Origin of the sequence: Streptomyces sp. NBC_00354 (assembly GCF_036106915.1) — a bacterium.
In the GTDB taxonomy this organism is placed as follows: Bacteria; Actinomycetota; Actinomycetes; order Streptomycetales; family Streptomycetaceae; genus Streptomyces.
On record NZ_CP107983.1, the window covers coordinates 8,085,159 to 8,099,745 of the forward strand.

At 71.8% G+C, this 14,587-nt stretch carries 14 protein-coding genes; 8 read left to right on the forward strand and 6 right to left on the reverse strand.

Annotation, left to right across the window (positions count from 1 at the left end; translation table 11 throughout):
• Position 1: 1 nt before the first annotated feature.
• The 4 genes from OHT74_RS37125 to OHT74_RS37140 form a co-directional block, all read right to left on the reverse strand.
• Positions 2–820 carry an ABC transporter permease gene (locus OHT74_RS37125; protein WP_328622710.1) on the reverse strand — a complete coding sequence of 273 codons (819 nt, stop codon included), beginning with the start codon at positions 818–820 and terminating at the stop codon, positions 2–4.
• Positions 817–1,638 carry an ABC transporter permease gene (locus tag OHT74_RS37130; RefSeq protein WP_266671030.1) on the reverse strand — a complete coding sequence of 274 codons (822 nt, stop codon included), beginning with the start codon at positions 1,636–1,638 and terminating at the stop codon, positions 817–819. Before OHT74_RS37130 ends, OHT74_RS37125 begins: the two co-directional genes overlap by 4 nt.
• 82 nt (positions 1,639–1,720) lie before the next feature.
• The gene (locus tag OHT74_RS37135; protein ID WP_328622711.1) at positions 1,721–2,851 is read right to left on the reverse strand and encodes a polyamine ABC transporter substrate-binding protein; all 1,131 of its coding nucleotides are present in this window, start codon (positions 2,849–2,851) and stop codon (positions 1,721–1,723) included.
• Positions 2,852–3,012: 161 nt separating this feature from the next.
• Complete coding sequence (locus OHT74_RS37140; protein WP_328622712.1) at positions 3,013–4,173, reverse strand: aromatic ring-hydroxylating oxygenase subunit alpha; 1,161 nt, start codon at positions 4,171–4,173, stop codon at positions 3,013–3,015.
• Between the two features lie 442 nt (positions 4,174–4,615).
• Between OHT74_RS37140 and OHT74_RS37145 the strand changes: the two genes are divergently transcribed.
• From OHT74_RS37145 to OHT74_RS37180, 8 genes are all read left to right on the forward strand, one after another.
• Positions 4,616–5,107 (forward strand): hypothetical protein, encoded by a 492-nt coding sequence (locus OHT74_RS37145; RefSeq protein ID WP_328622713.1) that lies wholly within the window; start codon positions 4,616–4,618, stop codon positions 5,105–5,107.
• A complete protein-coding gene (locus tag OHT74_RS37150) occupies positions 5,104–6,399 on the forward strand; it encodes an NADH-ubiquinone oxidoreductase-F iron-sulfur binding region domain-containing protein (RefSeq protein WP_328622714.1) in 1,296 nt (431 codons plus the stop codon). Before OHT74_RS37145 ends, OHT74_RS37150 begins: the two co-directional genes overlap by 4 nt.
• The gene (locus OHT74_RS37155; RefSeq protein WP_266671040.1) at positions 6,396–6,587 is read left to right on the forward strand and encodes a ferredoxin; all 192 of its coding nucleotides are present in this window, start codon (positions 6,396–6,398) and stop codon (positions 6,585–6,587) included. The genes OHT74_RS37150 and OHT74_RS37155 overlap by 4 nt, the downstream gene beginning before the upstream one ends.
• A gap of 1 nt (position 6,588) precedes the next feature.
• Positions 6,589–8,664 carry an acetate--CoA ligase family protein gene (locus OHT74_RS37160; protein WP_328622715.1) on the forward strand — a complete coding sequence of 692 codons (2,076 nt, stop codon included), beginning with the start codon at positions 6,589–6,591 and terminating at the stop codon, positions 8,662–8,664.
• A 45-nt stretch (positions 8,665–8,709) separates the two neighbouring features.
• Positions 8,710–9,882, forward strand: coding sequence for an acyl-CoA dehydrogenase family protein (locus tag OHT74_RS37165; protein WP_328622716.1), 1,173 nt, complete (start codon positions 8,710–8,712; stop codon positions 9,880–9,882).
• 50 nt (positions 9,883–9,932) lie between these two features.
• The gene (locus OHT74_RS37170) at positions 9,933–11,105 is read left to right on the forward strand and encodes an acyl-CoA dehydrogenase family protein (RefSeq protein ID WP_328622717.1); all 1,173 of its coding nucleotides are present in this window, start codon (positions 9,933–9,935) and stop codon (positions 11,103–11,105) included.
• An 84-nt stretch (positions 11,106–11,189) separates the two neighbouring features.
• Complete coding sequence (locus OHT74_RS37175) at positions 11,190–12,050, forward strand: 3-hydroxybutyryl-CoA dehydrogenase (RefSeq protein WP_328622718.1); 861 nt, start codon at positions 11,190–11,192, stop codon at positions 12,048–12,050.
• A 121-nt stretch (positions 12,051–12,171) separates the two neighbouring features.
• Entirely contained in the window at positions 12,172–12,783 is a 612-nt protein-coding gene (locus OHT74_RS37180) for a TetR/AcrR family transcriptional regulator (RefSeq protein WP_266671050.1), read from the forward strand.
• Positions 12,784–12,813: 30 nt separating this feature from the next.
• Here the strand turns inward: OHT74_RS37180 and OHT74_RS37185 are convergent, their stop codons facing one another.
• Positions 12,814–13,758, reverse strand: coding sequence for a glycoside hydrolase family 16 protein (locus tag OHT74_RS37185; protein WP_328622719.1), 945 nt, complete (start codon positions 13,756–13,758; stop codon positions 12,814–12,816).
• A gap of 338 nt (positions 13,759–14,096) precedes the next feature.
• A complete protein-coding gene (locus OHT74_RS37190; RefSeq protein ID WP_328622720.1) occupies positions 14,097–14,525 on the reverse strand; it encodes a hypothetical protein in 429 nt (142 codons plus the stop codon).
• Between the last annotated feature and the right edge of the window lie 62 nt (positions 14,526–14,587).

Here is a 14,587-nt window from a genome sequence, read left to right on the forward strand (position 1 = left end):
GTCACTTCCCGGAGAGCAGATCGAGGCCGCCGCGGCGGCCGAACAGGCGCGGGATGGCGAGCGCGAGGACGATGAGCGCCACGGATCCGGCGAGCATCAGGGTTCCGACGGCGTTGATGGTGGGCTGCACGCCGAACCTGATCGCCGAGTAGATGCGTACGGACAGCGGCTGCGGATCGACGCCGGTGGTGAAGTAGGCGAGGACGAAGTCGTCGAAGACGAGGGCGAAGATCAGGACGGCGGAGGCGAGGATGCTGGGGAGCAGCGCGGGCAGGGTCACCAGGCGCAGTGCCTGCCGGCGGGTGGCGCCGAGGTCCATCGCCGCCTCTTCCACCTCGGGGTTCAGGGCGGCGATGCGGGAGCGCAGGATGACCGTCACGTACGAGATGGAGAAAGTGATCTCGGCGAGCATCACGGTGCCGGTGGACAGCGTGATGCCCGTGCCCTTGAAGAGCAGCATCGCCGCGACGCCGGTGACGATCTCCGGGGTGATCAGCGGGACGAGCATGACCAGGCCGGCGAAGGAGCCGAGCCGGCTGCGCGCGCGTACCAGCCCGAGCGCGAGGGCCACGCCGAGGACCAGTGAGCCGGCCATGGCGACCAGGGAGACCTGCAGGCTCATGCCGAGCGAGTCGAGCAGTACGTCGTCGTGGAAGAAGGCCTTGTACCAGCGCAGGCTCAGCCCCTCGAAGACGGTCAGGGACTTCTGCGAGTTGAAGGAGAACAGGACGACGACGCCCACGGGAAGGTAGAGGAGCGCGAAGAAGACCACGGTGACCGCGATCGCGAAGCGGGGCCGTCGCTCGGCGCGTCGTGTCATCGGGCCGCCTCCGCCTCGTCCTTGCGGGTGCGCCGCAGGTAGCCGAGCATCCCGAGGAACAGGACCGCCATCAGCAGCATGGTCAGAGCCGAGCCGAGCGGCCAGTTCTGGCCCTGGAAGAACTTGTCCTGGATCAGGTTGCCGATCATGATCTGGTCGGGTCCTCCCATGAGCTGGGCGCTGACGAAGTCGCCCATGGCGGGCAGGAAGACGAGGACGCAGCCGGCGGCGGCGCCCTGCCGGGTGGCGGGCACGGTGACGAAGAAGAAGGTCCTCAAGGGGCCGCCGTAGAGGTCGCGTCCGGCCTCGATGAGCGAGGTGTCCATGCGTTCCAGGGCCGCGTACAGCGGGATGATCATGAACACGATGAAGCCGTAGACGAGTCCGGCGATGACGCCCGCGCCGGTCTGGAGGATCTTGGTGTCGTCGTCGGCGATGCCGACCGCCCGCAGGGCCCGCAGCAGTGGTCCGTCGTCGGAGAGGACGACGGACCAGCCGTACATCCGTACCAGGTAGTTGGCGAAGAAGGGGACGACGATGGCGGCGATCAGCGCGTTCTTGAAGCGCCCGCCGTGCAGCGCGATGGTGTAGGCGACGGGATAGGCCACGGCCAGGCAGATGGCGCAGGTGACGAGCGCGTAGCCGAGGGAGCGCAGCAGGACGGTGCTGTACGCCGGGTCGGCCAGAGTGGCGATGTTGTCGAAGTTGAGTCCGAAGCGCGGGTTTCCCAGTGGGTCGGTGGTGCCGAACGCGAGGGTGGCCACCAGGACGAGGGAGGCGAGCAGGAAGCCGGTCATCCACAGGGTGCCGGGGAGCATGAGCCAGGTCCACAGTCGCGCCCCCGACGCGGACGGCCCCCGGTCCGGACGGGTCGCCCCGGATCGTTTGCGTCGTGTCATGTCAGCCGGCCTTCACGTCGGTCCAGGCGGCGTCGCGGGCCTGTTCGCCCCGCGCGTCGCCGTTGCGGAAGAAGAGGTCGGCCTTGAGATCGTCGGCGGTCACCAGGCACTGCGGGAACGGCTCGACGAGTGCGGCGTAGGTGTCCTCGGTGCCGCGCACGGGCATCGGGTAGCCGATGTACTCGATGTTCTTCTTCACGTTCTCCGGGCGGAGCATGTAGTCGATGAAGAGCATCGCGGTGCCGGGGTGCTGGGCGTTGGCGGGTATGGCGTAGCAGTCGGAGTTGACGGGGGCGCCCTCCCGGGCGACCTCGAAGCCGAAGACCGAGGGGTCCTCGGCCTGGGCGAGCATCGCGGCCATGTCCCCGCTCCAGGCCTGCGTCATGTCGGCGTTGCCGTTGAGCAGGTTGTTGTAGCTGTCGCTGGAGAAGCCGCGCAGCCGGGGGCGGAGCGAGCGCAGGGTGTCGGTGACGCGGTCGAGCTCGGCCGGGTCGCCGGTGGAGAGGCCGAGTCCGAGCTTGAGCGCGCCCATGCCGAGCACCTCGTCCCGGTCGTCGAGTACGAAGACCTTGCCCTTGGCCTGCTCGTTCCACAGGTCGCTCCAGGAGCCGGTGAGGTCCCCGAGGCGGTCGCGGCGCCATCCGATGCCGGTCTTGTACATGGTGAAGGGGACGGTGTGCGCGGAGCCGGGGTCGTACCAGGGGTCGGCGAAGTAGCCGTAACCGCCGAACACCGCCTCGGCGTTCTTGAGCCGGCTGTGTTCGATCGTGCGCAGCCTGCCGCCCGCGGCGAGGCGCTGCGACCACTTCGCCGTGGGGAAGATGATGTCGTAGCGGTTGCCGGCGTTGAGCTTGGCGGCCATGCCCTCCATGGAGTCGAAGTTCGACTGGACGACCTTGACCCCGTACTCCTTCTGGAAGCCTTCGAAGACGGCCGGATCAACGAAGTCGGCCCAGTTGAAGTAGACGAGGTCGCCGTCGACCTTGACGTCGATCGGGGCGGGCGCGGCCGCTGCTCCGGCCGGGTCGCCGTCGGATGCGAACCCGCAGCCGGCCGCCGTGAGGGCGAGGGCCGCGGTGGTGCCTGCGCGGAGGAAGGAGCGTCTGGTCAGGGGAAGTGCCTCGGGGGACATCGGGGTCCTCTCCGTAGGGGCCCGCTGCCGTGGGGGACGGCGGGAAGGGAACAGCGGCGGGGGCGGTCGTGCGGTGGGCGCGGTGGTGCGGGGGTGCCGTGGTGCGGGGGTGCGGTGGTGCCGTGGTGCCCGCACGGACGGCGCGCTTCAGCGGGAGCGGCTCACAGCTCGGCGGCGTCGAGGTCGGCCCGGATGCGGCCGGCGAACCAGCCGACCGCCGACTCGCGGCGCGACAGGGGTCCGGGCTCGAACCCGGGGGTGGAGAGCCCCTTCTGGACGCGGGCGACCAGCTCGGCGTCCTCGTCGTTGGTGATCCAGCCGATGTGGATGTTCAGGCGCCGGGCCAGCCGGGTGCGCAGGCTGGTGCCGCGGCGGGTGTAGAACGCGCCGGGTACCGCCACCCGGTCCACCGCCGTCGGGATCGCGGTCCAGGCCAGCACGTGGTCCGGGTAGAAGTCGATGAGGGTGTTCGGGTAGATCACCGCGTACCGCCAAACCCTGCGGTCGGCCTCGGCGAGGCCCGGCATCGGGGCGGCGATGCGCTGGTAGAGGCGTTCGGGCCAGTTGGAGGAGGGCTTGTCCCGCAGCGGCGAGGTGAACAGGGCGTAGGACTCCTCCATGTCGCAGGTGTAGCCCTGGTAGTCGAGCAGCCGCATCAGCCCGGGGTGGGCCACCGGGACGTGGTAGCCCTCCAGGTAGTTGTCGACCGCCACCTTCCAGTTGGCTTCCTGTACCTCGGCGCCCGCCAGGTCGTGGATACGGGCGCGGCCGACCGGTACCAGATCGGCTCCGGCGTAGTGGCCGACTGCCTCGGCGAGGCCCGCGCAACTCTTCGCCAGCGGCACGGCGTCGGGGTCGAGGTTGACGAAGACGAAGCCGAGGAAGGACTCGACGCGGGCCGGGAACAGGCCCAGGCTCGGCTTGTCGAGGCAGGGGATCTGCCGTGCCTCCGGGGCGCCGACCAGGCTTCCGTCGAGCCGGTACGTCCAGCCGTGGTAGGGGCAGCGGATCGCCTTGCCGGCCGGTTCCGGGGCGGTCACCAGGCGCGTTCCGCGGTGGCGGCACACATTGATGTGGGCGGCCAGGGCGCCGTCCTCGGTGCGGACGACCAGTACCTCGCGGTCCGCGACCGTGGCGGCGAGCCGGGCTCCCGGATCCGGGAGGTCGGATTCGTGGCAGACGACCTGCCAGGACTTGCCGAAGACGTGCCGCATCTCCGCGGCGCCCGTCTCGGGATCCGTGTAGTAACGGGCTGACAGGGCGGGCCCGGGGGAGTCCTGGCCGGGCGGGCCGATCGGTGTTTCGGGGGCTCTGTGCTGCATCGGGTGACTCCTTGCCGTACGAGCGGCGGCGATCGGTGTCGGCGATCGGTGTCAGCGATCGTGTCGAGGCGACCCAGCTGGCGGGCAGGGGGAGGTACGGCGGACGCCGCGACCTCGCTGACCGATTGGACAGCCAGATTGCTGGCTCATTTCCGCCGGGTCAAGACTTGTGGGCTGACCGATCGGTCAGCTAGCGTGATTGCTATCGCTGACCGATCGGTCAGTCAACGTGTCACCCGTCGCTGCCCCGGCGCCACCGTGCATCCGCCCTGTTCCCCGCGCCGGAAGCAGCCCTGCCCGCCCCGGCATCCGCCCGGGCCCGCACCCCCCATTCCGCCGCACGACTCGGCGTCCCCCCTCGGCGAGCCCCGGGCTTCCCCTCACGCCCCGGCACCCGCCGGCGCCGGCCCGTCCCGGCACCCCACACCTCCCGGAGGCACGTATGAGCGGTCGTCGGCGTCTGGACTGGCTCGGCCTCACCCCCGAACCGGAGCGGGAACTGCCCGTGGCGGTCGCCGCCCTGCGCGCCCCGTACCCGGCTTCGCCATCACCCCCACCGGAGGCTCCGGCACCGGCCGCGGAACCGGCGGCCGCGGAACCGGCGGCCGCGGAACCGGCGGCCGCGGAACCGGCGGCCGCGGAACTGGCAGCCGCCGAGCGGCGGCGCGTGGAACGCCTGGTCCTGCGGGGCAGCCGGCACGGCTGGCTCCGCTACCTGGCCGAGGTCACCGAGCTGGTGACCTCCGTGGCCGAGGGCTCACGACCGGGCGACCGGGCAGCCGCCCTGCTCGCCGCGGAGGTGGTCCTCGACCACCACCGCATGCTCATCGGCCTCCCGGGCACCGGATACGGCCGCACCGCCGAGGACCGTACCGCGCTCGAGAGCGCCGTACGCACCCTGCGGGCCCCCACACGGACAGGAGGCATGGGATGACCGCGATCCGGCTCCCGACGGCGCAGCCGCCGCACTCCGCACTCGGAGCGCGACCGGACGTGACGGAAAGCGCCGGGGCGTACCGCGCCACCGGCGGTTACCAGAGCGCCACCCGCCCCGACGAACTGCTGCACCACCTCGACGCCTCCGGCCTGCGCGGCCGCGGCGGGGCCGGATTCCCGGCCGCCGTCAAACTGCGCGCCGTCCGCGAGGGCGGCGGCGTCCCGGTCGTGGTCGCCAACGGCGAGGAGGGCGAACCGGGTTCGGTCAAGGACCGCTGGCTGCTCCGGGCCCGGCCCCACCTGGTGCTCGACGGCCTCGCCCGCGCCGCCGCGATGACCGGGGCCGCACGCGGCTACGTCTACCTCTCCGACCCGGAAGCGGGGGACCGCATACGCCGGGCCCTCGCCGAGCACCCGCCGCCCCTGCCCATCGAGGTCGTCGAGACCGACCGCACCTATGTGGCCGGCGAGGAGTCCGCGGTCGTCCGCAGGATCGACGGCGGCCCGGCCCTGCCCACCGCCAAGCCGCCCCGCCCCTTCGAGCGCGGCGTCGGCGGCGCGCCCACCCTGGTCTCCAACGTCGAGACGCTCGCCCGCATCGCCCTGACCGCCGCCCGGCCCGGACTGCGGCAGCGGATCGCCCGCTCCACCCTGGTGACGCTGTCCGGCGGGACCGGCACCCCGCTGCTCACCGAAATCCAGTACGGCGTCTCCCTGCGCACTCTGGCAGCCGCCCACGGCACCCCGGATGCCGCCGGGGCCCTGATGGGCGGGCTGTTCGGGGGTCTCGTCGACGCCCGGGGCCTGGACCTCCCCCTCGAGCCCGGCGCGCTCGCCGCGGCGGGCACCGCACTGGGCTGCGGAGCGATCCGCCTCCTCGCCGCCGGCACCTGCCCGGTGACCGCCGCCACCGAAGCCGTCGGCCACCTCGCGGCCGAGAGCGCCCGGCAGTGCGGCGTCTGCGTCACGGGCACCGCGGCGGTCCACGACGCCCTGAGGGCGCTCGCCGCGGGCACCGCCGGGCCGCAGACCGTGGCGAACCTGACCCGGTGGTCGCGGGCCCTGCCCGGACGCGGCGCCTGCGGGCTGCTCGACGCCGCCGCGGGCACCGCCGGCAGCCTGCTGCGCGCCTTCCCCGGAGTCGTCCCCTCCCACCTCGGCGCGGCGTGCCCCGCCTGCGCCGCCGACCTGCCCGCGGGCGGCCCCGGACGCCTCGCCGTCGCCGTACCGGAGGTCTCCGACGCGCCCTCCGCCCGTATCGCGCTTCCCGCGATGAAAGGAACGCCGTGAAACTCCTGCTGGACTCCACCCGCTGCCAGGGCTACGGACTGTGCCAGGAACACGCCCCCGAGCTCGTCGAGCTCGACGAATGGGGCTACGCGAAGCTCATCGCCCTCGCCGTCGAGCCCGCCGCGGAGGCCGCTGCACGCGCCTGCGCCGAAAGCTGCCCCAACGCCGCCCTCCGAGTGGAGAAGTGACATGGGACGCGACCTGACCGCCCTCTTCGACCCCGGTTCCGTCGCCGTCGTCGGCGCCAGCGACGACCCGGCGAAGTACGGCCATGCCGTGGCCTCCCAGGCCCTGCGGGCCCCCGACCGCAGGCCCGTACACCTGGTGAACCGGCGCGGCGGCACCGTCCTCGGCCGGACCGCGGCCCGCTCCCTCGCCGCGATCGGCGAACCCGTCGAACTGGTGGTGATCTCCGTCCCCGGCACGGGTTTCGAGGCCGCCGTCGACGACGCCCTGGCCTGCGGGGCGAAGGCGATCGTCGGGATCACCGCGGGCTTTGCGGAGGCCGGACCCGCGGGACTGGCCCGCCAGCAGGCGGTCGCCGCCCGCGTCCAGGCCGCCGGAGCCGTGCTCGTCGGCCCCAACTGCCTGGGCATCGCCGACAACACGACCGAGCTGTACCTCGCCTCCGACCGCTTCGCTCCCGGCGGCGTGGCCCTGCTGAGCCAGAGCGGCAACCTCGCCCTCGAACTCCAACTCCGCGGCGCGCCGCACGGCCTGGGCTTCTCCCGGTTCGTCTCCCTCGGCAACCAGGCCGACGTCACCCTCGTCGACCTCGTCGAGGACTGCGCCCGTCACGAGGCCACCTCGGCGATCGCCGTGTACGCCGAGGACTTCGGCGACGGCAGGGCCTTCGCGCGGGCCGCCGCGGAGGCAGGCAAGCCGGTCGTCCTGCTCACGGCGGGCCGGGGCACCGCCTCCGCGCGCAGCGCCCAGTCCCACACCGGGGCGCTCACCACCTCGGCCGACGTGGTGGCCGCCGCCTGCCGCGACGCCGGGGTGGAACTCGTCCACACGCCACGGGAGATGACGGTCGTACTCGCCGCCCTGGCCGCCGGGCCGGGGACGCGTGCGAAGGGCCGCCGGACCGCCGTCTTCACCGACGGCGGCGGCCATGGCGCCATCGCGGCCGACGCCGCCGAGGACGCCGGGCTCGACGTACCGGAACTCGGCGCGCGGGCACAGGAACGGCTGCGGGCCGTGCTGTGGGAGCAGTCCGCGGTCGGCAACCCGGTCGACCTGGCCGGGATGGGCGAGCAGAACCCCCTCTCGTATGCCGAGACAGTCGCGGAACTGCTCGCCGCCGACGAGGTTGACGCCGTCCTGATGACCGGCTACTTCGGCGGGTACGCCGCCTCCGACGGCGGCCTGGGCGGCGTCTCGGCCGGCGGCTCCGTACTCGCGCAGGGCGAGCAGCGGGCCGCCCGCGCGATCGTCACACACCTCGCGGCCGCGCCGAAGCCCCTGGTCGTGCAGTCGATGTACCCGCAGTCGCCGAGCTGCCGGGTCCTGGCCGGGGCCGGGGTACCGGTGTTCGCCGCGACCGAGGACGCCGCCCGCGCGCTGGCGGCGATGACCGCCCAGGGTGCCGCGGACATGCCCGGGCTCCCCGCGCTGCCGGCGCCCGCCGCGCCGCTGCGGGACCCGGGGTACCACGGGGTACGGGCGCTGCTCGACTCCGCGGGCGTGCCGTTCCCGCCCGCCCGAGAGATCACGGACGAGGCCGGACTGCTGGCCGCAGCGGCGGAGTTCGAGGGCCCGTACGTCCTGAAGGCCCTGCACCTCCTGCACAAGTCCGACGCGGGCGGCGTCGCGCTGCGGCTGGCCGGCCCGGACGCGCTCCTCGCCGCCTACCGGGACATGAACGCCCGGCTCGGCGCGCCCTCCTACTCCGTCGAGGCGATGGCCGATCTGACGGACGGCATCGAGCTGATCGTGGGCGTCAACCGCGATCCGAGGTTCGGGCCGGTGGCCCTGGTCGGGCTCGGCGGGGTCCTCACCGAGACCCTGCGCGACGTCGCCTTCGCGCTCGCGCCCGTACCGGCCCGGCGGGCCGAGGAGCTGCTCCGCGGCCTGCGGACCGCCGCCCTGCTGGCGGGCGTACGCGGCCGGCCGGCCGTGGACGTGGCCGCGGCGGCCGCCGTGATCGAACGCATCACCACGGTCGCCGCCGCACATCCGGAGATCGCCGAGCTGGAGGTCAACCCGCTGTTGGTGCGCCCGGACGGGGCCGTCGCCCTGGACGCGCGGGCCGTCCTGCTCTGAGCGCCCCCGTACCCCCTCTCACCCCTTCGCGTCCCGGAGAACACCATGGACTTCCGCTACACACCCGAGCAGGCCGACCTCAAGGCCCGCGCCGCCGCCTACACGCGGCTCCTGATGAGGTACGAGGACCAGTCCGAGGAGGCCGGCGGGCCGCTGCCCTCCGACACCGTCTGCGAGCTGACCCGCGCCGCCGTCGAGGCGGGCGTCTACGCCATCAACATGCCCGCCGAATGGGGCGGGGCCGGGCTCTCCCTGCTGGACCAGGTCATCGTCGAGGAGGAGTTCGGCAAGGTCACCAACTGTCTGTGGGACATCCCCTGGCGACCCGCGAACGTCCTGGCCTACGGGACCGAGGCGCAGCGGGAGAAGTACCTGCTCCCCGTCATCCGGGGCGAGCGGTTCGACGCGTTCGCCGTGACCGAGCCCGGCGCGGGCTCCGACCCGGGCTCGTGCACCAGTACGGCGACCCGTACCGACGGCGGCTGGCTGCTGAACGGCGAGAAGTGGTTCGTGACCTGCGGCGACATCGCAGACTTCCTGCTGGTGCAGGCCGACGCCGGCCCGGAGCGGGCCCCGACCCTGTTCTTCGTCGACAAGGAGGCGGCGGGCGTCGAGATGACCCGCGTCCCCCGCTTCATGCACTCCGCGGTGAACGGGCACCCCGAGTTCACCTTCACCGACGTCTTCGTCCCCGACGAGGACGTGCTCGGCGGCCTCGGCAACGGCTACGAGCTGACCAAGGAATGGTTCACCGACGAGCGGCTGATGATCGCCGCCCGGACCGTCGGCGCCGCCGAACGGGCCCTGGAACTCGCCCGCAACTGGGCGGTGGAGCGCCGCCAGTTCGGCTCGCCCATCGCCGACTTCCAGCTCATCCAGGGCATGCTCGCCGACTGCGCCGTGGACATCGCCGTCAACCGCGCCTACACCCACCAGGTCGCCTGGGAAGCCGACCAGCCGCACACCGACCGCAAGACCCTGCACGCCAAGGCGTCGACGGCGAAGCTCGCGGCGAGCGAGGCCGCCGGGCGGGTCATCGACCGCTGCGTACAGATCTTCGGCGGTCGCGGCTACGACCGTTCGTACCCCGTCGAGCGCATGTACCGCGAACTGCGCGTCGACCGGATCTGGGAGGGCACCTCCGAGATTCAGCGCCTGATCATCGCCAACGAGCTCGTCAAGCGCGGCACCCGGGCCCTCGCGCTGCCCGGCGCCTGACCCTTCCCTGCGCCCCCGGCCCCCGACCAAGATCACGAGGACTGACACCCATGGACTTCCGCCTCACCCCCCGTCAGGAAGAGCTCAAGAGCTCGGCGCGCGCGCTCACCGAGTTCATCATGAAGTACGAGCTCGACTGCGAGGAGAACAACGGCCTGCCCCCGCAGGCCCACACCGAGATCCGCGACGCCGTCCTCGACAGCGGCCTGCAGGCCGTCAACATGCCGGCGGAATGGGGCGGCGCCGGGCTCACCGTCCTGGAACAGGTCACGGTCCAGGCGGAGCTCGGACGGCTGACCGGCGCACTGTGGGACATGGTGTGGCGCCCGGCCAACGCCCTGTCCTTCTGCACGCCCGAGCAGCGAGAGCGCTACCTCGTCCCCGTCATCCGGGGGCAGCGGCGCGACTGCTACGCGGTGAGCGAGCCCGAGGCGGGCTCGGACCCGCAGAGCCTGCGGACCACGGCGACGCGGACCGACGGCGGCTGGGTACTGAACGGCGAGAAGTGGTTCGTCACCGTCGGCGACCACGCGGACTTCATGATCGTGCTCGCCGCCGCCGGGGAGGAGGGCGCCCCGACCCTGTTCCTCGTGGACAAGGAGACGCCGGGCATCGAGATGACCCGGGTGCCGCGCTGGATGCACACCTTCGTCTACGAGCACCCCGAGTTCACCTTCACCGACGTGCGCGTGCCCGAGGACTCCGTGCTGGGGGAGGTGGGCACCGGCTACGACATCACGCGCTCCTGGTTCACCGAGGAACGGCTGATGATCGCCGCCCGGACGATCGGCGCCGCCGAACGGGCCCTGGAGCTCGCCCGTGACTGGGCGGTGGAGCGCCGCCAGTTCGGCTCGCCCATCGCCGACTTCCAGCTGATCCAGGGCATGCTCGCCGACTGCGCGGTCGACATCGCCGTCAACCGGGCCTACACCCGCCAGGTCGCATGGGAGGTCGACGAGGGACGGATCGACCGCAAGACGCTGCACGCCAAGGCGGCCATCGCCAAGCTGGCGGCGAGCGAGGCCTCCGGCCGAGTCATCGACCGCTGCCTGCAGATCTTCGGCGGCCGCGGCTACGACCGCTCCTACCCCGTGGAGCGGCTCTACCGCGAACTGCGCGTCGACCGGATCTGGGAGGGCACCTCCGAGATCCAGCGCCTGATCATCGCGGGTGAACTCGTCAAGCGCGGCACGGGCGTGCTGCACATGCCGTCCTCCGTGTGACCGTACGGCGGTCCGGGCCCCGGTGCGGGGCCCGGACCGCCGCCGCCGCGTACGGCACCAGTCCTGCATGTGAAGGGAGAACCGATGACCGATGTGGAACGGGTCGGGATCGTGGGCTGCGGCCTGATGGGATCCGGCATCGCCGAGATCTGCGCCCGCGCAGGCCGCGACGTCGTGGTGGTGGAGACGAGCGGGACGGCCGCGGACGCCGGCCTGAAGCGGATCAGGCGCTCCCTGGCCCGCGCCGCGGACACCGGGAAACTGACCACGGCCGAACGGGACGCCGCTGCAGGCCGGATCACCATGACCACGGACATGGCCCTGATGGCGGACCGGGACCTCGTGATCGAGGCCGTGGCGGAGGACGAGCGGGCGAAGCTGGAGGTGTTCGCCCGGCTCGACGTGGTGGTGGAGCGCCGCGACGCCGTGTTGGCCACGAACACCTCCTCCATACCCGTCATCCGGCTGGCGGCCGCCACCTCGCGACCCGGCCAGGTGGTCGGCCTCCACTTCTTCAATCCCGTCCCGGTGCTCCCCCTGGTCGAGCTCGTGCCCTCGCTGCTCACCGACGAGGGGACCGCCCGGCGCGCACACGCCTTCGCCTCCGAGGTCCTGGGCAAGCACGTCGTCCGCGCCCAGGACCGGGCGGGATTCATCGTGAACGCGCTCCTCGTGCCGTACCTGCTGGCCGCGGTGCGGATGGCGGAGTCCCGGGCCGCCTCCGCCGAGGACATCGACCGGGGCATGACCCTCGGCTGCGCCCACCCGCTCGGGCCGCTCGCGCTGGCCGACCTGATCGGGCTGGACACCGTACAGGCCATCGCACGGTCGATGTACGCGGAGTACCGGGAGCCGCTGTATGCCCCGCCGCCGCTGCTGGCCCGGATGGTGGACGCCGGCCTGCTGGGCCGCAAGACGGGCCGGGGTTTCCACACATACCGCTGACCGGCGCGCCCCGAACGGCCGGAGCCAGGGGGCGTGATGCGCGAGGATGAGGGTCCGGCGGCCGGCAGCCGGACCCGACCACCCACCCGCCCTGCGGGCGCCGACACGGGGAGTAGCCAACGTGACCAAGGCCGAGCGTGCACTGGAGACGCGCGAGCGCATCCTCAAGGCCGCGTGCGAAGTCATCGCCGACATCGGCTTCGAGAACGTCAGCATGCGCAAGGTCGCTGAACACGCCGGGGTTTCGAAGGCGCTGCTGCACTACCACTTCGACACCCGCGAGAAGCTCTTCGCCGAGGCCATGACGCACTCCTTCGCCCAGACGGGCACGGATACCGAGGACGCAGGCGACACGGTCCCGGCCACGGTCGTCCTGGCCCGTATCCTGCGCAGCATGCTGCCGAGCGACGCGGATCTGCGCCAGGACTGGAAGCTCTGGCAGGAGCTGTGGGTGCGCGCACAACGTGACCAGACGGCCCGTCACCTCGCCGTGGACCTGTACGACCAGCTCCACGCCTGGGTGGGCGGAGCCGTGGAACGGGGCATCGATTCGGGCGAGTTCACCGAGTGCGATGTCGCGGCGGTCAGCACGCTGGTCCTGGCCCTCTGCGACGGCCTCGGCATCCGCCTGATGCTGGACGACCCCCGGGTCGACCTCGCCACGGCCCGGTCCACGATCTGGCGGGCCATCGCCCCCGTGCTCGGGATCGCCCCGGTCTTTCCGGAGGTGTGACACCCCTTGGGGACAGACCCCGGACCGGGGTCAGGACTTCGGCACGGTGTTGATGTAGTTGGTGCCGGCACTGTAGAAGCCGTCCACCGTTTTCTGGACATCCGCCTGGGAAACGGCCTCATCGGCCTTGTAGTAGAACCAGTTGACTTTCATGTCCCATGTGCGCTGACCGCCGGCGAAGGGAAGGTCGATGAACCAGTTGCTGAAATGGACGTCCATCTTCTCGCGCGGGACGTACTTGCCGGAGCTGGTGAACAGATCCTTGCCGTCCAGGGAGTAAGTGACCTTTCCATTCACGGCGGTGACCATCATGATGTGCCAGCCCTCGAGGCGCTGCTTGAGGGTGTGGCTGACCCGGTCCGGCGGATCGGCCTTGTACCAACTGACGGTGTCGAGTTGCGGACCCACCGAACCCCAGCCGCCGTTCGGCAGGTACTCGTAGTCGAGTTCGCTGTAATTCGCCGAGGAGTCCGAGGGGGAAATCGGAAAGAAGGTCTGGACGACGTGATCGCCATTGCGGCCGCTCGTGGGCTTGTCGCTGAGGTGGACCCGAGCGGCGAAGGTCCCCGTGAAGAGTCTGGTGCCGGTGCTCTGCACCTCGACCTGCCTGGTGCCCTGCTTGGTGCCGTCGGTGGAGGACTGCAGCTGCAGGACCCGGCCCCCCTGGGCGGTCGTGTCGGAGGGGAAGCCGGCACCAGCGGTGGCCCAGGTGTCCTTGATCCCTGGGCCACCCCCGTCGGTACGGACCTGCCAGCCGTGGGCGGCGAGCGAGGGGTCGTCGGGGCCGCTGTAGTGGAAGCCGTCGAACAGGGTTCCGGGCGGTCCGGACGGGGTCGGCGAGGCGCTGGGGGCGGCGTCGTCGGCACCCCTGCCGGATGCAGGGCCGCCGGAACACGCGGCGAGTACGCACAGGAGGGCAGGCAGCGTGAGTACGGTCCACGCGCGGCGTCGAGAGGTGCGGCGGGGCTGACTCACACGGGCTCCTTGGGGCGTAGAGGCGGTATCTGGACACGCCCATTTGCGTGAGGATCAAATGACTGATCACACGAGGGGGGCATCCTAGCGAAACGAATGTGCAGGCCTTACCACCCCGTGGGTGGTCGGGATCCGGTCGGGGCTCAAGCCCGAGGTCGAGCACCCGGCGACCGCGCGTCTCGCCTACCGGCCGGTACATCCAATTGTCATTTCGATCCGATTACAACACGTGAGCAGACCGCGCCAAATGCATACATCGAGCCAAATTCGATTCAGGCCCGTGCACTAGCGTTCGCCCTGCAATCCACGGTCTACGAACCGTGCACTGAAAGGCCTCGCTAGGTGCGCCCTGTCATCACTTCCATCGACCGTGGACCGGCGCACCAGGCGCAGCCTGACATGTCTGAGTCAAGCATTGAGGAGTTCGCTCCCGCACCGGTGTTCGTCTCCCAGTCGGGTCTGCGCGGCCGTCTGCTGCGGGGCTTCGGCTGGCCGGTCTCCGTGGTCGGCGCGGTCCTGGCGGTCGCCATGGGCAGCAGCCTGATCGGCGTGCAGGCGGACGCCCCGGCGATGGGCATACCGGCGCAGCCCTCGCGGTCGGCCGCCCCGTCGCCCTCACCCGTGCGGTCGCTGTCGCCCACCCCGTCACGTACGTCGTCCTCCTCGTCCTCGTCGCCATCGCCTCGGACGGCCGCGCGGTCTGCGACACCCCAGACGAAGAGCTCGGCCACCACATCGATGCGCTCGGCCACCGCATCGAAGCCCACGACCACCACGCCGCACGGGGCGAAGCCTTCGGGTCAACCGGTCAAGCACCCCTGATCGTCCG